Raw genomic sequence first — 17,745 nt, 5'->3', positions numbered from 1 at the left:
CAGCGGGATTGGCGCGGCTTTGCTACACAGTGGTCATGACCGATCCCTACGGCCGCCCCTCCTACCGCGGTGACAGCTCGCCGGGGTTGTGGCTCGGCCTGTCCATCGCGGCCACCCTGTTCTGCTGCACCCCGCTCGGCATCGTCGGCATCGTCTTCTCGGCGATGGCGATGGACGCCAACAGCCGCGGCGACCACGGGCTGGCCGAGGAGCGGACCGAACGCGCCAAGAGCTGGACGTTGTGGGCGGTCGGCCTGGGTGTGCTGATCATCATCCTGTACATCTGCCTCCTGGCGAATCGGGCCGGCAGCCGCGACTACTAGGCCGTGCCCACTGCCGCCGAGTCAGACCCGGCGCAGGACGTGCAGCAGGTATTCCTTGCGGTGCAACGGGTTGAGGTCGGTTCGCGCGCGTTCCGGGGCGCGGCCGCGGAGGGGGCGGTAGTGGTCGAACTCGGCTTCGAGCACACCCTCGCCCCGGGTCACCGCGGGCAGCCGCTGCTGAACCGCGTGCACCTCGGCCGCCGGGACGTCGGCGGTCAGCTCGAACGCCGGCCCGGCCGGCACCGGTGCGTACGGGACGGCTCCGTGCTGGGCGAGCAACCGCAGCACCGCGCTGAGCGTGTCGGCCGGCCCTTCGATCGTCAGTCGGTGCACCGGCTCGCACACGACCGTGCCCGCCTGCCGCAACGCCTCCATCAGCACCATCGGCACCAGCTTGCGGTAGTCCCCCGCCGTCGTGCCGGGCGAGTTGTAGTCGCAGTCGGTGAGCGTGACCACGACGTCCTCCACCCGCCAGCCGCGTAGTCCCTGCTGGAGCGTCTCGCGTACGGTCTGCTCCAGGGCGTCCCGGAAGACGTCGACCGCCTTGTAGACGAACAACGGCATGGTCTCGACCGGCACGTCCAACCGGACCGTCACGCCGCTGCCGGGCGTACCGGGTTCGACGCGCAGCCCGACCGTGGCGAGGAACGGATTGCGGTAGATGTGCTCGACCGCCGCGCCGACGCCGACGACCCGCTCGGCACAGATCATCGTGGTCTCCCGGAACGTCACCGCGACGCCGTACTGCTCGGTCAGGGTGGTCTGGATGACCTCCTTCTGCACCTCCCCGTAGAGCGACAGGTACAGCTCGCCGCGTACGTCGTCCTGGCGGAGGTTGATCAACGGGTCCTGCTCGGCCAGCTGAGTCAGCGCGGTATGCACCGCCGTCCGGTCGGCCGCGTCGGGCACGACCACCGTCTCCAACGTCGGCGGCGCGAACAGCTGACCCATCGTCGCCCGGTACTCGCCGATCGCGTCGCCGATGCGGACGTCGGTCAGGCCCCAGACTTTCGCGATGCGTCCGGCCTCGACCGAGTTCCGTGGGACCGCCGTGCCGTCGTCGAACACCTGGATCGCGGTCACCTTCGCGTCGGCTCCGCGCACCGGGATCCGGTCGCGGACCCGCAGGCATCCCGCGAGGATCTGCGTGTACGCGATCTTCTCGCCGTTGCCGCCGCGCTCGACCTTGAACACCACCCCCGACAACGGGGCGTCCACGGCCGGGCACCGCGACGGCAGCAACCCCGGCAACGCCGCGAGCAGGGCGTCCACGCCGTCGCCGGTGATCGCCGACCCCGCGTACGCCGCCAGGACCGTCCCGGCCCGTGACTGCCGCCGCAACGACCCCTGCACCATGGCATCGGACAAGCTGCCGTCGACGAACGCCGTGAGCAGGTCGTCGTCCTGGCCGGTGAGCACGTCCACAGCGCAGTCGCCCACGGGCATCGGCACGACCGGCGCACCGAGCCGGGCCCGGATCTGCGCCAGCACGGCCGGTACGTCCGCGCCGGCCCGGTCGGTCTTGTTCACGAACACGATCACCGGCAGGCCGAGACGGCGTACGGTGCGAAACAACACCCGCGTCTGCGCCTGCACGCCCTCGACCGCCGACACGACCAGCACGACACCGTCGAGGACACCGAGGACCCGTTCGACCTCGGCGATGAAATCCGGATGCCCCGGAGTGTCGATCAGATTCACCACCGTGTCACCGGCCGGGGTGTGCACGGTGAACGACACCACCGCCGACTTGATCGTGATGCCCCGGCGGCGTTCCAGCTCCAGGGAGTCGGTCTGCGTACTGCCGGAGTCGACACTGCCGAGCACGTCGATCACCCCGGCCGACAGCAACAGCCGCTCGGTCAGGCTGGTCTTACCGGCGTCGACATGCGCCAGGATTCCGAGATTGAGAGTGGGACGAAGAGTAGGCACGAAGCGAGAAGTCCTCTGCGTAGGCGGGAATCGGACGGGGCAGAGAACGTCCTCGCATCGGATCTCCCAACCTCAAGCCACTTCACGTGGTCGCTGCTTCGTGCGTACGAGCTGAGCAAAACAGGGACCACCGCGGACCGGCAACTGGATTTCGCGTGCGAGGATGCCGTGCATGAGCCAGGGGATGAGCGAGACCTTGAAGCGGCTGAGCGACGTGGCGCGGACGACCTTCGGCTGGGAGAGCCTGCGCCCGGCGCAGGCGGAGGCGATGGAGCACGTGGTCGCGGGCCGGGACACTTTGGTGGTCTCGCCGACCGGGTCCGGCAAGTCGGCGATCTACCAGGTGCCGGCCGTGCTGGTCGGTGGGCCGACGATCGTCGTGTCGCCGCTGATCGCGCTCCAGCGTGACCAGGTCAAGGGACTGCTCGGGCGCGGCGGGCCGGAAGCGCACGTGGTGAACTCGTCGCGGTCCGACCGGGCCAACGACGCGTCGTTCGAGGCGATCCAGACCGGCAGCGCCGAGTTCCTGTTCCTCGCACCGGAGCAGCTCGCGAAGGAGGAGGTCGTCGCCGAGCTGGCCGAGGCCAAGCCGTCGCTGTTCGTGGTGGACGAGGCGCACTGCGTCTCCTCGTGGGGCCACGACTTCCGGCCGGACTATCTGCGGCTCGGCGAGGTCGTCGCCCGGCTCGGCCACCCGACCGTCATCGCGCTCACCGCGACCGCCTCGCCGCCCGTCCGCGCCGACATCCTCGAACGGCTCGCCATGCGCGACGCGGTCGAGCTGGTCAAGGGCTTCGACCGGCCCAACATCCGGCTCGAGGTGTCGCGGGAGGTCACCGAGCGCGAGAAGCGGCGCGAGATCGTCGACCGGGTGGTCGCCCTCGACCCGCCCGGCCTGCTCTACGTGCAGACCCGTGGCGAGACCGAGGAGTACGCCAAGGCGCTGCGCGACGCCGGCGAGGAGGCGTACGCGTACCACGCCGGGCTGTCGGCGGCCGAGCGGGCCGAGGTGCACGACGCCTTCCTGCACTCCGACCGGGCGATCGTGGTCGCCACCTCCGCCTTCGGGATGGGCATCGACAAGCCGGATGTGCGGTTCGTCCTGCACGCCGCCCCGGCCGAGTCGCTCGACTCGTACTACCAGCAGATCGGCCGGGCGGGCCGGGACGGGCAGGCGGCGACCGCCGTGCTGTACTTCCGCCCCGAGGATCTGCGGCTGCCCCGCTTCTTCACCTCCGGCAAGGTCGACGAGGAGCTGCTACGGCAGGTCTCCACGACGGTCAAGGAAGCCGGCGGGCCGATCAAGCTGGACGACGTCGCCGCGAAGCTGGACGTGAGCCGGGCCCGGGTGACCCGCTCGGTCAACCTCCTGCAGGAGGCGCTGGCCGTGCTGACCACCCCGGACGGTCTGGAGTGGATGGACTCGGTCAGCGTCTCGGACGCCGTCGAGGCCGCCGCCGAGGAGGCGGAGCAGATGCGCACGATCGAGCTGACCCGCGTCGAGATGATGCGCGGGTACGCCGAGACCGAGGACTGCCGCCGCCAGTTCCTGCTCGGCTACTTCGGCGAGGAACTGGACGCGCTGTGCGACAACTGCGACACCTGCGCCGCCGGGACGGCCGAGGACAAGGCGGGCCTGGACACCGGCTTCGCCGTGCAGTCGCGCGTACGCCACTCGGAGTGGGGCGCCGGCATCGTCATGCGCGAGGAGGAGGACCGGATCACGGTGCTCTTCGAGTCGGTCGGCTACCGGACGCTGGCCCTCAAGGCGGTCAAGGCCCGCAACCTGCTGGTGGTCGAGTGACCGCAGTGGCCGGGGTCGACGGCCTCGTCGAGGTGCCGGGTTATCTCGGCCCGGCCGAGCAGGAGCGGCTGCTGACGGTCATCGACGGCCAGCCGTGGCGAGCCGACCTGAAACGGCGCGTGCAGCACTACGGCTACCGGTACGACTACACGCGCCGCACGGTGTCGCGGGACCAGTATCTCGGCCCGCTGCCGCCGTGGGCGGCCGAACTGGCCACGCGGCTACGGTCCGACGGACACGTGTCCCGCGATCTCGACCAGCTGATCGTCAACGAGTACGAACCCGGGCAGGGCATCTCGGCCCATGTGGACTGCGTGCCCTGCTTCGCCGACACCGTGGTGTCGATCAGCCTCGGCTCGACCTGCGTGATGACCTACAGCCGGCGCGACAAGAGCGCGAAAGTGGACGTGCTGCTGGAACCGGGCAGCCTGCTCGTCATGGCCGGCCCCGCCCGATACGACTGGCTGCACGCCATCGCCGCCCGGAAATCCGACCGCTGGGCAGGCGCGGTCCTGCCCCGGGGCCGCCGGGTCTCGCTGACCTTCCGCACCGTCCTCCCCTCGCCCCCTGCCCCTTCCCCCTCCCCCGGTGGGCTTTCCGCGCGATCATGAACTATCGGGCGTGATCGACCGGCGTGTCGCGTACCGGGGAGCCTGATCGTTCCCTGAACTTCGTGATCGACTTCGGGGGCGGGTCAGAGTTCGGGGGCGGGTCAGAGTTCGGGGCGGATCAGAGTGCGGGGCGAGGCCAGACCGTGCCCCGTTCGACCGCGTCGGCCAGGAACGCCGTGAAGTCGTCGGCGTACCGGGTCCACTCGGGAGCCCGCGCGGTCAGCGTCGAGGTGAACACATAGACGCCCGGTTCCCGGTCGCCGGCGACGCTGAGGGCGAAGTCGTACTCGTAGGTGTCCGGTCCGTCGGCGGTGTCGGCGTGCACCACCGCCTCGGCGACGATGAAGAAGCCCTGCTCGTCGACGCCCGGCCCGTACAGGTCCTGGTCGAGGTCCACGACGTCGGCGCCGAAGCCGAAGACGTCGAACAACTGGTCCTCGGACTCGTCGCTCCGGGCCAGCCCGCCGTACTTCCACAGCAGTTCGGCGTACCCGGCGTCGTTCGCCAGGGGTGGATACAGCGCGAAGAACGCCGTCAGGCGGGGCGTGAGCGTCGCGTCGGGCCGGACGGGATGGCGCGGTCCGGCGCCGACCCGGGCTCCGGGCAGCGCGGCGAACGCGGCGACGAGTTCGTCGATGGTCATGGTGCCTCTCAGCCGCGGGTGAAGACGAAGGTGAAACCCTGCGAGACGTCCGGCGAAGTCGCGCCCGCGCTCGTCGTGACATGGCCGTAGCCAGGATAGTGGCCCTGGTGGAACTCGGTCACGGACTCCAGGCGCAGCCCGGCCGCCGCGGCCGCCTCGGCCGGTCGCCAGTGGCTGACGTAGTGCTGGTTGCGCAGCGTCAGCACGACCTTGCCACCAGGCGCCAGCCGCTGCGCCGCGCTCGCGAAGAAGTCCCGCATCAGCTGACGACCGGCCACCGACGCCCCGGTACGCGGTCCGCCCGGATGCGGAAACTGGAAGATCACCGTGTTGAACGGCGCTCCACCGGCCAGGTCCGCAGGCAGGTTCCGGGCGTCGACCTGCAGGCGTACGTTGGCCCCCATCGCCCGCAACTGGTCGGCGCGCGACAGGACGTCCGGCGGGAACCGGCCGTCCGGTGAGTACGCCGTCGCGGTCACGTTCTGCGGAATCGCCCGGCCGAGCCCGAGATTCGCCGCGGTGAACGAGAAGTTGCCTTCGCCGACCAGCAGGACACGCCCGGCGAACGGCACACTCGGCCCGATCGACGGCAGCACCGGTACGCGAAGGCCCCCCACCTTGACCGTCGGCGAGCCCCCGCCGAGCAGACCTTCCCCGCCGCCGGTCGGCACCCCGGTCATCGCGTTGAACAGCTGCGGGACGAGCGCGGCGAGGACGGCGTGGCCGACGACCGCCGCCGCGGCGATCGTCGCGACCGCGGCGATGCCGATCGCGGGAAGCTTGCCGTAGCAGCCGGTGAAGCCGTCGGCCACCCCGCCGCAGTCGATGGGTACGCCGTCGGCCAGCACTCTCAGCAGCATGACCATCCACTCTGGAGTGTCGACAATGGTGCGAGAAACATGTGCATCGGTGTTCGCAGGATTCGGCTAGGGTAACCCATCGAGGTAGACGAAAGGGGCGCCATGGCTGACCCGTCCGAGGCCGATAGGGCCACTCCGGCCGTGCGGCTGCTGACGATCCTCGGTCTGATCGCCGCGGTCGTCCTCGTCGCCACGGCGGTGGTCCTCGTGGTGAGCTGGCCGACCGCTCCCGAGCGCGGCTCGCCCCTGCCGATCCGGCTGTACGCGTACGACCTGGCGACCGGCCGCGCCTCGAACTCGCCCCGGGCGTCCTTCCAGGCGGGCGAGATCCCGGCCGCGACGATCGCCGAAGAGGACGTGGACGACGGCCCGACCGGTCCCGTCCGCGCGAGCTGGTACGACTCGCTCGGCTACCGCACCAACGGCGAAGACCTCGACGACCTCGGCGACCTGGTGGCCGATCCGGTGCCGCTGAGCACCACGTCCGCTGTACCGGCCGGCGACTACCAGTTCGTCCTGGAGGGCATCCGCGGCGGGCAGGCCGTCGAAGTCCTCGCCTGGGTGCACGTGGAGATCTCCCGATGACCACGCCCTCGGAAAGCCAGCCGCCACCCGGCGATCAGCCGCCGGGAGGTCAGCCGGGAAGTCCGCCGCCGGGGTATCGGCCGCCGCCACCGGACTACCGGGTGCTGGGGCAGCCGACGGGCGGCTGGCCCGTGGTGCCGCCGCAGCGGCATGGGCCGCCGCCGGGCTACCCGCCGCAAGGTCGACCGCCAGGACATCAACCCGCCGGATACCAGCCCCCGGGACTCCAGCCCCCGGGATTTCCGCCGCAGCAGTTCCGGCCGGTCCGGCCCGCACCGGTGCCGGTGTCCGCTCCGGTGGATCCGGCGGCGTACCGGGTCGGGCGGTTGGCTGTCGCGTTCGGCGTCTGCGGCGTCGTGCTACTGCTGATCGCGCTCGCCGCGGGCGCCGCGATCATCCGGGACGACGACCCGACGCTGTCCGGCTTCGGGATCGTCAATCTGGTCGTCATCGCCCTCGTCCTGATCGGCGCGATCATCGGCGCGATCGTCGTGATGACGATCGCGCTTTCCGGTGGCTCCACGCGTACGCGGTGGCGGGCGCTGGCCATCAGCGGCGGAGTGGTCTTCGGCCTCCCGGCGTTCCTGATGCTGCTCATTCTGCTGCTGGAGGCCGGGATCTCCTGGCGGGGCGCGCTGCTGAGCATCCCCACCACCACGTTCGCGCTGTGGACGTTCCGGCGGATGCAGCGCAACCGGAAACCGCCGTGGTGGCTGGTGCTGGCCGCGTTCGGCTGGGGCTCGGTCGTCTCGTCGTACTTCGCGCAGATCGTCGAGGGCATGCTGCACGCGGTGATCCGATCGGAGGTGCAGCCGGGCACCGCGGCGATCGTGGGGCACGCGGCGGCGGCCGCGTTCCCGGAGGAGTTCGTCAAGGCGTCCGGTGTCGTGGTCCTCGTGCTCCTGTGCCGACGACGGATCGACGGCATGCTCAGCGGCCTGGTCATCGGCGCGTGCGTCGGTCTCGGCTTCCAGTTCGCGGAGTCCATGTCGTATATGACGCAGGGTCTCGACTCGGTCCTCTACCAGCACTGGTACCGGCAGGTCACCGGGCTGCTCGTCAGCCACGCGACGTACGCCGGGATCATCGGGGCCGGCGTCGGGCTGGCCACGCAACTCAAGGACTGGCCACGCCGGATCATGGTCGCGACCGGCGGGCTCCTGTTCGCCATCGCCGCCCACCTCGTCTGGGACTTCTGCGCCATGGGTCACTTCTACTGGGAGTCCAGCGACGCGAACGTCCAGCTGTTCATCATCCAGCCGGCCAACTTGATCGTCCTCAAGGGACCGGCGTTCCTCGTGCTGCTCACGCTGGTGATCGTCGCGCTGCGACAGGAGACCCGGTCGCTGCACCGCCAGCTGCGGGCCGAGGCGGCCAACCGGCTCGGCGCGGTCACCCCGGACGAGGTGTCGTTGCTGCTGAACGCCTCACGGCGGTTCCGCCTGCGGCTGCGTACGCTGCGCGAGGGCAGCTTTGCGGCGTACCAGCAGATCAAACGCCTGCACACCGCGCAGCTGGAACTGGCGTTCACCCGCTGGCGGCGCGAACGTGGCGAAAGCGCGCCGCCAGGCACCGAGGAGGCTCTGCGCCAGCGCATCTACCGGCTGAAGGCCGCCGCGCCCGCGTGAGCCGGGGCGTGCCCCCGCGCGAGGGCGAGCCGGCCGAGCCCCCGCCAGCCGACGATGCGACGTAGCCGCCCCGGGCGGAAGAAGCGATCCGGCGGGGTGATCCCGGTCAGCACGCCGAGGAACTCCGTGACGAGACGGGGATCGCGGGCGATCGCCGGGAACAGCACGGCACCGGTGCGGTCGGGCCGATGTGCCGCCAGCCGCGTCGTCAGGTCGAAGACGGGCCGCCGGTACGCGTCACGCACCTGGTGCGCGTGGCTGAGGTCGCCGGTGAGCACGGCCTCGCTGAACAGCTCGGCGTCGTGCAACGCGTGCCCGATGCCGAGACCCGTGCAGGGGTCCATGACCACCCCGGCGTCACCCACGAGTGCCCAGCCCGGCCCGTGCGGCGTCCGGAACCGGTTCGGCAGATCCGGCGTGGCCCGCAGCCGTTCCGCCTGCGTCGCGGCGGCCAGCCGGGGTCCGAGGTCCGCCACGCCGCCGACCAACTCCCGGAACGCGGTGTCCAAGTCGGTACGCATCGCGGCGAAGCGAGCCGCCGGGACGGAGAGGAAGACGATGGTGAGCCCGTCGTTGGTCGGCCACAGCCCGACCATGCGATCCGGGCGGACGTAGACCTCGCCTCCGGTGACGGGCAGCCCTTCGAAGTACGCGTAGCACGCCGCGGCGGTCGCGCCACGGTCGAGATAGGTCGCCGCGCCGACGGCCTGGGCGACGGTGGAGTGCTTGCCGTCCGCCCCGATCACGAGATCGGCTTCGATGTCCTCGGCGACGCCGCCCTTGGCCGCGCCCCGGATGCCGGTCACCCGGCCGTCGCGCCCCGTACGCAGTCCCGCGACGACGAAGCCGTCCCGCAGCGTCGCTCCCGCTTCCGCCGCCGCCTCCTGCAGCAGGACGTCGAGCAGCGTACGCCGGGGGCTGTAGACCGCGCCGACGCCGTCCACCTCCGGGTACGCACCGGAGAGCACGGCGTACCCGGAGTCGAAGCGCATCGAGGACGCGGGCGGGCAGCCGGTCGCGGCGACCTGGTCAAGCAGGCCCCATCGGCGCAGCCGGGCTCCGCCTGGGAGCTGGATCTGATGGGTGGACAGCGTGTCGCTTCCCGCTCGCGCCCGATCCACGGCGAGGACGCGTACGCCCTGCCGGGCCAGCAGCAGCGCGGTCGCCGCCCCGGCCACCCGCGTGCCCACGACCACCACGTCGTACTTCATGACCCCTCCCCGTTTTTGTTACGTTGTTTCGTTACAACGTAACGTAACACTGTTGCGCTATCCTGTCGAGCGTGGGACGACCGAAAGAACACGGCGACCAGACCCGGGACGCGCTACTGAGCGCGGCCGCCGCCGTGCTGCACGACGAAGGGCCAGGGGCCGTCAGCGTCCGGCGGGTCGCCGACGACGCCGGGACGAGCACCCGTGCGGTCTACAGCCTGTTCGGCGACAAAAGCGGACTGCTGACCGCACTCGCCCAAGAGGCCGCCGAAACGATGCGCCGCCACCACGAAGCCGTCCCCGAACGCGACGACCCCCTCGACGAACTACCCGACCTCGCACTCGCCTACCGAGCCGCCGCCCTCGAACGACCCCACGTGTACGGGATCTACCTCGGCGAAGGCGTCGACCTCGACCACGACGCCCAAGCGCTCTACTACCGCAGCTTCGACCGCGTCCTGCGTACGCTGCGTCGCGCCGCCGCCTCCGGCCGGCTCGGCGACCACGAACCGGTCGACGTCGGCCGCCACCTGTGGGCGCTCGTCCACGGACTCGCGTCGCTGGAGCTCAAGGGATTCCTCGGCGATCCGGCGCGAGCGCGGCGGCTCTGGCTGGACGCGATCGCCGCGACCGTACGGGGCTACGCTCCCTGACCCCGGATGGCCACCCGCCGCGCCACCGGGCTGGGCCGCTGGGCCGCTGGGCCGCTGGGCCGCTGGGCCGCGGGGCCGCGGGGCCGCGGGGCCGCGGGGCCGCGGGGCCGCGGGGCCGCGGGGCCGCGGGGCCGCGGGGCCGCGGGGCCGCGGGGCCGCGGGGCCGCGGGGCCGCGGAAAGTTGATCTAGGCCAGAAAGTGTCGTTATAGCAACCGAAACTCGCCAAGATCAACAAATCCCAGGACCCGCGGCCCAGCGCAAGCGGGCGGCGAAAGTCAGCCAACCCGCGCGACAATGGCGCGCATGACCGACGGGGTTCAGCTACGCATCCAGGCCGAGGACTTGATGCGCGCCGAGGACGACGAGAACCTGCTCACGCTCGTGGCCCGCCTCCGCGCCGACGAGCATTGGGCGCGTATGTGGGCGCCCGGGTGTGCGATCGCGGCCGCCCGCCTGGGGCGTACGGCGGAGGCCCGGGACTTCTTGCTGGAGGCGCTGGACGGCGGGTTCTTCCAGCCTGAGCTGTTCGAGGGCGAGCTTGAGCGGGCGTTCGAAGCCGAGCCCGACTGGCCGCAGCTTCAGGCGAAGCTGGCCGCGAACCTCCCGCCCGCACCCCTGGAACTGGTGGTGTGGCCGTCGCTGACGCCGAAGCTGCCGTTGGAGTTGTTCCGCACCACGCCCGATCGCGAGGAGCAGCTCCGTCCACTGTTGCCGGAGCTGTCGGGTTCTTCCTGGCACCGGGCCGTGACGTTGCTGCATTGGGTGACGAAACGCTGGGAGCATGCCAACGACCACGTCGGCGACGAGGAAGACGCGGTCGACGTGCTGCGGCACGTGGACGACGACGGCATGCGGTTCGCCTGCGTCGAGTACAGCACCGTGTTGTCGCACGCGCTCAACGCGGCGGGCATCCCGGCCCGGCGGCTCAGTCTGCGGCAGCGGGATCATCACGCCGGGTGGGGTAAGGGCCACGTGGTCAGCGAGGCGTGGATCGACGACTTCGGACAGTGGGTCGTCCTCGACGGGCAGAACGGGGCGTACTGGATGTTCGGCTCGGCTCCATTGTCCACGTTGGAGCTTCAGACGGCGCTCGCCGAGGGACGGCAGCCCACCCTGCTCGCCGCCGACGGGCCGATGAAGCCGGCCACCACTGCCTGGTGGTTCACCTACTTCCACCAGATCAGCACGACCGGCGCGACCTGGGCGAAACCTCCGTTCATCCCCCACTTCCAGCACCAGCTGCGACCCAGCCAGCTGCTCGCCGGGTCGCCTCAGGACGCGTACCCCGATCTCGCGGAGATCGGGATCAGCATCGACGTCCGCGACGGGGCGCCGGCCACGCGGTTCACCAGCCGACATCCCTTCACCAACGGGTACGCCGTGCAGCACGACGGGAAGAGTCACGTGGTCGACGCAGCCGACCCGGTCTGGCCGTTGCCGACGTCGGGCGGGTCGCACGCGGCCACGGTCGCGGTGCGTACGCCGTCGGGAGAGTTGACGCCACAACCGTTGGTATTCCGTATCTCCGGCTGACCTCGGACTGTGCCGAGCTGACCGCAAGGAGTGTGCGTAAGCCCAGATCCGGGTATGTCGCCGCAACGCACGGTCGCCCGGAGGGAGTTCGCGGTGCTCACCAGCGAAGAGCGGCGTCAGCTCGAAGTCATCGAACGCAATCTGGAAGCCAGCAGTCCTCGGCTTGCGGTCGCGCTGTCCCGGGGCGAGCCGCCGCCCGGCCGGTGGCCGCTGATCGTCTGCGCCGCCATGTGGTGCCTGATGCCGCTGCTCGTCGTCGCGGCGGGAGCCCTCGTGGCCGCTGTGGTCGCCGTCGTCCTGATCTCGGTGACCGCCCGGCTCTGGTACACCCGCGTCTGATCTACGGAGGTACGCCCGTGCACGGGGCTCGGGCCGGCGGGCCGTAAGATCACAGGCGTCCGCGTACCCGAGGAGCCCTGCCGTGACCCAGACGATCCACGTCCGTGACCTCGCCGCCCAGCTCGGCGAACCGCTCGGCGCCAGCTCCTGGCACGAGATCACGCAGAAGCAGGTCGACCTGTTCGCCGACGCGACGTGGGACCACCAGTGGATCCACGTCGACCCGGAGCGGGCGGCGGCCGGCCCCTACGGCGGCACGATCGCGCACGGCTTCCTGACGATCTCCCTCGCTCCGTCACTGATCGGCGAGGTGTTCGTCATCGACGGCATCGACATGATGGTCAATCAGGGGCTGCGCGAGCTGAAGCTGCGCGCCGCGGTGCCCGTCGGCTCCCGCGTACGCCTCTCGGCCACGCTGACCGGTCACCGGCCTCGGCCGCGCGGCTTCACCGAGCTGGTGCTCGGCCTGGTGTACGAGGTCGAGACCGGCGACAAGATTCAGAAGGCGGCTACCGGGGAGATCGTGCTGCTCGTGCACGAGCCCGAGGAGAGCGCGGCCTGAGCGACCGCGTCTAGCCCGCAGGCTTGCCCGAGCCGCAGCGTGCTCAGGCGGCAGCCGAGGCCGGCGCGGGCAACCGGTGCAGGGCGTCGACCAGCGGCGCCAGTTCGGGCAGGCGCTCGGCGTCGGCCAGCGTCCCCGCGAGCACGTCGTCATGCGTGGGCCGGGCCTGCTCCAGCAGTTTCGACCCCTGTGGGGTCAGTTCGGTGTAGATGCCCCGGCGGTCGTCCTGGCACAGCACCCGGGTCAGCAGGCCCCGTTCCTCCAGCCGGTTCACCAGTCGCGTCGTGGCGCTGCTCGACAGCGCGGCCGCCCGGGACAGCTGCTGCATCCGCATGTGCCAGCCGTCCTGACGCGACAGCGCGTCCAGCACGGTGAACTCGACCACCGACAGGTTGTGCCGGGTCTGAAGCGCCCGTTCCAGGGCCGTGTCGATGAGCCCGTGCAGTGCGGCGAGCGTACGCCAGCCCTGTGCGCGGATCTCGACGGCGTCATCGGCGATGCCCATGCCTGCAATACTACCAGTGAGCAGGAGCACGCTTGCGCCGATATACGGCGCGTGCAACTATCTGACTCATGCGCAAGATGCCTCTCGGCCTGCTCGCTCTCGCCATCGGCGGGTTCGGCATCGGCCTGACCGAGTTCGTGATCATGGGGCAGCTGCCGGAGGTGGCCGCCGACTTCCAGGTGACCGAATCGGTCGCGGGCTGGCTCATCTCCGGGTATGCCCTGGCGGTGGCGGTCGGGGCGATCGGGCTCACCGCCGCGGTCACCCGGCTCGGCCGCAAGCAGGTCCTGATCGGCCTGATGGCCCTGTTCATCGCGGGCAACCTCACCTCGGCGCTGGCCGGGACGTACCAGGTGATGATGGCGGGCCGGGTGCTGGCCGCGCTCAGTCACGGCGCGTTCTTCGGCATCGGCTCGGTGGTCGCGGCGAGCCTGGTCGAGCCGGCCCGCCGGGCGGGCGCGATCGCGATGATGTTCACCGGGCTGACCGCCGCGAACGTCCTCGGCGTCCCGTTCGGCACGTTCCTCGGCCAGCAGCTCGGCTGGCGCGCCACGTTCTGGGCGATCACCGTCATCGGCGTCGCGGCCCTGATCGGCGTGGCGACCCTCGTCCCCGCGCGGGCCTCGACCGGCCCGTCCGCCGGCCTGCGACACGAGCTGCGCGCCTTCACCGAACCGCAGGTGTGGTTCTCGCTGCTGATGACGATCCTCGGCTTCGGCGGCATGTTCGGCGCGTTCACCTACATCGCGTACACGCTGACGGCGGTCGGCGGCTTCGCCGCCGGCACGGTTCCGTGGCTGCTGGTGCTGTTCGGCGCCGGGCTGTTCGTCGGCAACTCGCTGGGCGGTCGCGGCGCCGACCGGTCGATCCCGCGTACGCTCGCCGTCGTCCTGACCGGGCTGACCGCGGTGATGGCCGTCTTCGCGTCGACGGCGTCGAGCCAGGTGCTGACCGTCATCGCCCTGTTCCTGATGGGGGCGTTCGGCTTCGCGACCGCGCCCGGCCTGCAGATGCGGATCATGAAGTACGCCGGCCAGGCCCCGACGCTCGCGTCCGGCTCCAACATCGCCGCCTTCAACGTCGGCAACGCGCTCGGGGCGTGGCTGGGCGGCGTGACGATCACCGCCGGCCTCGGGTACGCCTCGACGCTGTGGGCCGGGGCGGCGATGAGCTTCTCGGCTCTGCTCGTGCTGGCCGCCGCCACCGCGCTGACCCGCCGCCGTCCGTCCACCTTCGACATCACCCGGCCCGACACAGCTCAGCAGCCCGAGTACGCCGAGCCGGTTCCCGCTGGATCAGTTTCTCCTATGTCAAGGGGCTGATCGTGGCGTCGGCTTTGAGGCATCGATAGACGACGTCGGATAGGCGTCGTTTGAGCACCCGCAGGGCTTCCCTGCGGGTGTTTCCGTTGGCGAGGCGGCGCTCGTAGAGCTGCCGGCCGGGTGGGTAGTGCGACAGCTGGGTGATGGCGATGGTGTGCAGGCAGGAGTTGAGCTGGCGGTTGCCGATGCGCGAGAGCCGGTGGCGCTGTTGGTTGCCCGACCAGACCGGGACCGGTGCGCTGCCGTTGTGCCGGGCGTAGGCGTGTTGCGAGCGGAACCGGGTGATGTCGGCGGTCTGGGCCACGATCCTGGCCGCGGTCAAGGATCCGCAGCCGGGCAACGCCAGCAGAGTGGGCGCCAGGACCGCGATGTGCTCGCTGATCTGCCGGTCGAGCTCGCCAATACGCACGGTCAGCTGAGCACATCGCTGGGCCAGCTCACCGGCGAGTTCGGCGACCAGGCCAGTGGCGTCGGCCAGCCGACCACGCAACAGGGTGAGGTGTTTAGGCCGGTGAGCGCTGCGGGCGGGTGGTTGCCAGTCGGGGTTGATCTCGTGAATGTGCCAGCGCAGCTGGTTGATCACCCGAGTGCGTTCGGCGACCAGACCGGCACGGTGATCGACCAGAAGACGCAGCTGCCGTGGCGGGCCGTCCAGGACCGCGGTGGGCAGATCCGGTTCCCGCAGCGCGGCCCGGGCCACCGCCAGCGCATCGATCGGATCGGACTTGCCATAACTACGGGCACTGTCACGGGCCTTGGCCATCAGCTTGGGCGGCACCCGCGCGATGCGTTCCCCCACCGCCAGCAGATCGGCCTCCAGCCGCCGCGACAACGGCCGGCAATCCTCCACCGCGAACCGCCGCTCACCGAACTGACCAGCCCACCGCACCAACAACAGATGACCGGCGGCATCAGCCGAGACCGTCTTGGTGGCCAGCAGCCGACCCGCCGCGTCCACCGCCGCCACCGTATGACTGCGCTTGTGCGCATCGATTCCCAGGACCACCATGAGAAGCGTTCCTCTCACCAGTCGAAGCAGGGGAACCCCGCATCCGACCCGGAGGCACACCTCAGCTGGGGCGCAGCCACGCTCCTATCAAGCCACCCGGGACGGACCAGGGCACCCGGCGGGCCGCACTACTGACCAACGCCACGCAGGCAGGGTTCCGGAGAGCGAACCCGCCGGGCATGCCCCAACAATGACACTGAGTTTCTGGGTCGAATCTTGACCCAAGATCCGACCCGGAACCCTGATCCAGCGCAACAGCAAGGCGTAGGAAGCCGGCGCGGAGGCGGTCCCCGGTTCGGCTTTGATCGCCCATAGGATGCGGTCGTGGAGGAGCGGGAGATCATCGCGCGGCGACTGCGCAACCAACGGCTGACCGGCGAGCCGCTGCCGGACCCGGTGGCGGTCGTCCGGCGGCTCGGCGCCGTCCAGGCCCAGGAGTACGCCGTCGCCAAGTGGTCGGTGGCGCAGCGGAGTTCCGGTGTGGACGAAGCCGCGATGCAGGCCGCCGTGGACTCCGGCCGCATCGTTCGAGTGCACGCGCTGCGCCCGACGTGGCACTTCGTCGCGGCCGAGGATCTGGTGTGGCTGCAAGCGGTGACCGCACCCCGGGTCCATCAGCTGAACGCGTACTACTATCGCCAGCTCGGCGTGGACGAGGCGACCACCGCGAAGACCCGGCCGCTGATGCGGGACATTCTCGGCGGCGGCAACCACCTCACCCGGCCGGAACTCGGCCGGGCGCTGACCGCCGCGGGGATCCCCGATCCCACGGGCAACCGGCTGGCGTACCTGGTGATGGACGCGGAACTCGAAAGCCTCGTCTGCAACGGCCCGATGCGCGGCAGACAGCACACGTACGCGCTTGTCGGCGAACGCGTACCGGAGACGGCCGAGCGGTCTCCCGACGACGGGCTGGCCGAGCTGACCCGGCGGTACTTCACCAGCCACGGACCGGCGACCGCCAAGGACTTCGCCTGGTGGTCGAGCCTCCCGACGGCGCGGATCCGGCGTGGCATCGAGCTGGCCGGGGACGCCCTCACGACCGTCTCCCGCAACGGAACCACCTTCTGGTACGCGCCGGCCGACCCGCCCGAGCCCGTCCCCTCCCCCGACGCCCATGTCTTGCAGGGCTACGACGAGTACGTGGTGGCGTACACGGAAAGCCGCGGGCTGGCGGGCTTCGGCGACAACCTGCTGATCCATCCGCTGATCATCGACGGGCAGCTGATCGGCTCCTGGCGGCGGACGAGCACCGCGAAACAGATCACCGCGTCGCTGTCCCTGGCGGTACGCCTCACCCCGGCGCAGCGCGACGCGGTCGACGCCGCCTTCGACCGGTACGCCGCCTACGCGGGAGTGCCTGTCGTCGTCGAGTGAGCTATCGTGGCTGACGGCGTTCGCGGTCCAGCGGCGCCCCGGACGAGAGCCCGCCGTACCCGGCCCAGCGAAGACGGCGCGCAGACGCCATGACTCTTCTTGATTTCATCGAAATCGGCGGATCACTCATGATCCTGGCCGCCTTCGCCGCCGCCCAACTGGGTCGGCTGGACCTGCGCTCGCGGACCTACCTCATCCTCAACCTCGCCGGTTCCGCCGTGCTCGCCGTGATCGCCCTCGACCAGCGGTCCTGGGGGTTCCTCCTGCTGGAGGGCACCTGGGCCATCGTCTCCGGGCTGTCGTTGCTTCGCGGAGCACCAGCGGCCGAGCACTAACGGCTGTCGCGCTTGGCCTGCCGCCGCGCGCCCATCGCCCGGCTCGACGCGTGCTGCTTGCGGAGCACCGGCTGATCGGGCGTGGGCCGGCTGCGCTGGCTCGACGTGCCTCGTTTGGCCGGTGGCCGCCGCGTCCCGGGTGCCGCCGTCGACCTGGGAGAACGGGCCGCGCGTGCCATCGCGAGCCGTTCGGCCCGCAGCACGTTCGCACTGGCCCGCGCGGCGGCGGCGAGCGCCCGGCTGACCCGGGCCAGCGCGTCCTCGAACACCTCGGCCGTCTCCCGGTTGCGGGTGTTCTTGGCGTGCGCCTTGCCCCGGCCGCCGACGGTGGCGACCTTCGACGCCGCCTCCCGCCGATACAGGCCGACGTGCTTGTCCCGGGCGCGCCGGATCCGGGTGTGCAGCTCGACCAGGCCGTCCTCGTCGAGCAGCGCGAGGTTGTCGCGATCGGTCTCGCGCAGCAGATCCTGTTGCGCGCGGGTCAGCGAGTTCACCAAAGCCTTGGCTGCCAT

At 70.9% G+C, this 17,745-nt stretch carries 19 protein-coding genes and 1 riboswitch; of the genes, 12 read left to right on the top strand and 7 right to left on the bottom strand.

The window, feature by feature from the left end; genetic code table 11:
• Positions 1-35: 35 nt before the first annotated feature.
• Positions 36-323, top strand: a complete 288-nt coding sequence (locus HDA40_RS01235) for a CD225/dispanin family protein (protein ID WP_253750351.1) — start codon at positions 36-38, stop codon at positions 321-323.
• A gap of 21 nt (positions 324-344) precedes the next feature.
• Here HDA40_RS01235 and HDA40_RS01230 read toward each other — a convergent pair whose 3' ends face one another.
• On the bottom strand, positions 345-2,255 hold the full coding sequence (locus tag HDA40_RS01230; protein WP_253750348.1) for an elongation factor G: 1,911 nt from the start codon (positions 2,253-2,255) through the stop codon (positions 345-347).
• A 172-nt stretch (positions 2,256-2,427) separates the two neighbouring features.
• Between HDA40_RS01230 and HDA40_RS01225 the strand changes: the two genes are divergently transcribed.
• A complete protein-coding gene (locus tag HDA40_RS01225) occupies positions 2,428-4,059 on the top strand; it encodes a RecQ family ATP-dependent DNA helicase (protein WP_253750345.1) in 1,632 nt (543 codons plus the stop codon).
• On the top strand, positions 4,056-4,670 hold the full coding sequence (locus HDA40_RS01220) for an alpha-ketoglutarate-dependent dioxygenase AlkB (RefSeq protein WP_253750341.1): 615 nt from the start codon (positions 4,056-4,058) through the stop codon (positions 4,668-4,670). The genes HDA40_RS01225 and HDA40_RS01220 overlap by 4 nt, the downstream gene beginning before the upstream one ends.
• Before the next feature lie 118 nt (positions 4,671-4,788).
• On the opposite strand, the gene HDA40_RS01215 is transcribed toward HDA40_RS01220, so the two are convergent.
• Entirely contained in the window at positions 4,789-5,313 is a 525-nt protein-coding gene (locus HDA40_RS01215; RefSeq protein ID WP_253750338.1) for a hypothetical protein, read from the bottom strand.
• 8 nt (positions 5,314-5,321) lie between these two features.
• Positions 5,322-6,173: a class I SAM-dependent methyltransferase gene (locus HDA40_RS01210; RefSeq protein WP_253750335.1), complete on the bottom strand. Its 852-nt coding sequence runs from the start codon at positions 6,171-6,173 to the stop codon at positions 5,322-5,324.
• 102 nt (positions 6,174-6,275) lie between these two features.
• Here HDA40_RS01210 and HDA40_RS01205 point away from each other — a divergent pair, with 102 nt between their 5' ends.
• Both HDA40_RS01205 and HDA40_RS01200 read left to right on the top strand, forming a co-directional pair.
• On the top strand, positions 6,276-6,758 hold the full coding sequence (locus HDA40_RS01205) for a hypothetical protein (RefSeq protein WP_253750332.1): 483 nt from the start codon (positions 6,276-6,278) through the stop codon (positions 6,756-6,758).
• Positions 6,755-8,386 (top strand): PrsW family intramembrane metalloprotease, encoded by a 1,632-nt coding sequence (locus tag HDA40_RS01200; protein WP_253750329.1) that lies wholly within the window; start codon positions 6,755-6,757, stop codon positions 8,384-8,386. The genes HDA40_RS01205 and HDA40_RS01200 overlap by 4 nt, the downstream gene beginning before the upstream one ends.
• On the opposite strand, the gene HDA40_RS01195 is transcribed toward HDA40_RS01200, so the two are convergent.
• Positions 8,356-9,597 carry an NAD(P)/FAD-dependent oxidoreductase gene (locus tag HDA40_RS01195; protein WP_253750324.1) on the bottom strand — a complete coding sequence of 414 codons (1,242 nt, stop codon included), beginning with the start codon at positions 9,595-9,597 and terminating at the stop codon, positions 8,356-8,358. The genes HDA40_RS01200 and HDA40_RS01195 overlap by 31 nt on opposite strands.
• A gap of 71 nt (positions 9,598-9,668) precedes the next feature.
• On the opposite strand from HDA40_RS01195, the gene HDA40_RS01190 reads away from it, so the two are divergent.
• From HDA40_RS01190 to HDA40_RS01175, 4 genes are all read left to right on the top strand, one after another.
• A complete protein-coding gene (locus tag HDA40_RS01190) occupies positions 9,669-10,250 on the top strand; it encodes a TetR/AcrR family transcriptional regulator (protein ID WP_253750321.1) in 582 nt (193 codons plus the stop codon).
• Between the two features lie 304 nt (positions 10,251-10,554).
• Entirely contained in the window at positions 10,555-11,784 is a 1,230-nt protein-coding gene (locus HDA40_RS01185; protein ID WP_253750318.1) for a transglutaminase domain-containing protein, read from the top strand.
• 93 nt (positions 11,785-11,877) lie between these two features.
• Positions 11,878-12,123 carry a DUF3040 domain-containing protein gene (locus tag HDA40_RS01180; protein ID WP_253750315.1) on the top strand — a complete coding sequence of 82 codons (246 nt, stop codon included), beginning with the start codon at positions 11,878-11,880 and terminating at the stop codon, positions 12,121-12,123.
• A gap of 82 nt (positions 12,124-12,205) precedes the next feature.
• Positions 12,206-12,685 carry a MaoC family dehydratase gene (locus tag HDA40_RS01175; protein ID WP_253750312.1) on the top strand — a complete coding sequence of 160 codons (480 nt, stop codon included), beginning with the start codon at positions 12,206-12,208 and terminating at the stop codon, positions 12,683-12,685.
• 43 nt (positions 12,686-12,728) lie between these two features.
• Here HDA40_RS01175 and HDA40_RS01170 read toward each other — a convergent pair whose 3' ends face one another.
• A complete protein-coding gene (locus HDA40_RS01170; protein WP_253750309.1) occupies positions 12,729-13,190 on the bottom strand; it encodes a MarR family winged helix-turn-helix transcriptional regulator in 462 nt (153 codons plus the stop codon).
• 68 nt (positions 13,191-13,258) lie between these two features.
• On the opposite strand from HDA40_RS01170, the gene HDA40_RS01165 reads away from it, so the two are divergent.
• Positions 13,259-14,512: an MFS transporter gene (locus tag HDA40_RS01165; protein WP_253750306.1), complete on the top strand. Its 1,254-nt coding sequence runs from the start codon at positions 13,259-13,261 to the stop codon at positions 14,510-14,512.
• Here the strand turns inward: HDA40_RS01165 and HDA40_RS01160 are convergent.
• Positions 14,496-15,521, bottom strand: a complete 1,026-nt coding sequence (locus HDA40_RS01160; RefSeq protein ID WP_253750303.1) for an IS110 family RNA-guided transposase — start codon at positions 15,519-15,521, stop codon at positions 14,496-14,498. The two genes, HDA40_RS01165 and HDA40_RS01160, sit on opposite strands and share 17 nt — an antisense overlap.
• A gap of 324 nt (positions 15,522-15,845) precedes the next feature.
• On the opposite strand from HDA40_RS01160, the gene HDA40_RS01155 reads away from it, so the two are divergent.
• Together HDA40_RS01155 and HDA40_RS01150 are read left to right on the top strand one after the other, a co-directional pair.
• Entirely contained in the window at positions 15,846-16,898 is a 1,053-nt protein-coding gene (locus HDA40_RS01155; protein ID WP_253750300.1) for a winged helix DNA-binding domain-containing protein, read from the top strand.
• A gap of 16 nt (positions 16,899-16,914) precedes the next feature.
• Positions 16,915-16,981: riboswitch (guanidine-III (ykkC-III) riboswitch) on the top strand.
• 6 nt (positions 16,982-16,987) lie between these two features.
• Positions 16,988-17,233, top strand: coding sequence for a CBU_0592 family membrane protein (locus HDA40_RS01150; RefSeq protein ID WP_253750298.1), 246 nt, complete (start codon positions 16,988-16,990; stop codon positions 17,231-17,233).
• Here HDA40_RS01150 and HDA40_RS01145 read toward each other — a convergent pair.
• Entirely contained in the window at positions 17,230-17,745 is a 516-nt protein-coding gene (locus tag HDA40_RS01145; protein ID WP_253750296.1) for a hypothetical protein, read from the bottom strand. The two genes, HDA40_RS01150 and HDA40_RS01145, sit on opposite strands and share 4 nt — an antisense overlap.

The sequence above is a fragment of the Hamadaea flava genome (assembly GCF_024172085.1).
Lineage (GTDB): Bacteria > Actinomycetota > Actinomycetes > Mycobacteriales > Micromonosporaceae > Hamadaea > Hamadaea flava.
Note: the sequence above shows the minus strand (reverse complement) of the source record. Positions and strands in the feature narration are given on the sequence as shown.